Here is a 245-nt window from a genome sequence, read left to right as displayed (position 1 = left end):
CTGAAACCGCCATAGCAGCTTGTAACCATCACTAGCCAGCGGGCCTGGGCCTGTCCGTCGACCAGCACCCCCACCTGCTGGCCGCACATCGCCACGTCCACCGGATCATGGCTGATCAGCAGCATCGGAATGTCGGTGGCCTCCAGTACGCCCTGCACTTCCTGCCGCAGGTGATCGCGCAACGCGTGGTCCAGTGAGGCAAAAGGCTCGTCCAGCAGCAGCGCCTGCGGGCGTGTCACCAGCGC

The 245-nt window shown here is 65.3% G+C and carries 1 pseudogene; it reads right to left on the bottom strand.

The annotated features are described in order from the left end of the window. Positions 1-245, bottom strand: a pseudogene (locus ACQG3P_RS21830) (hypothetical protein); the annotation flags it as partial.

The organism is Stenotrophomonas sp. SrG (assembly GCF_050031795.1).
GTDB classification, from domain to species: domain Bacteria; phylum Pseudomonadota; class Gammaproteobacteria; order Xanthomonadales; family Xanthomonadaceae; genus Stenotrophomonas; species Stenotrophomonas rhizophila_A.
Note: the sequence above shows the minus strand (reverse complement) of the source record. Positions and strands in the feature narration are given on the sequence as shown.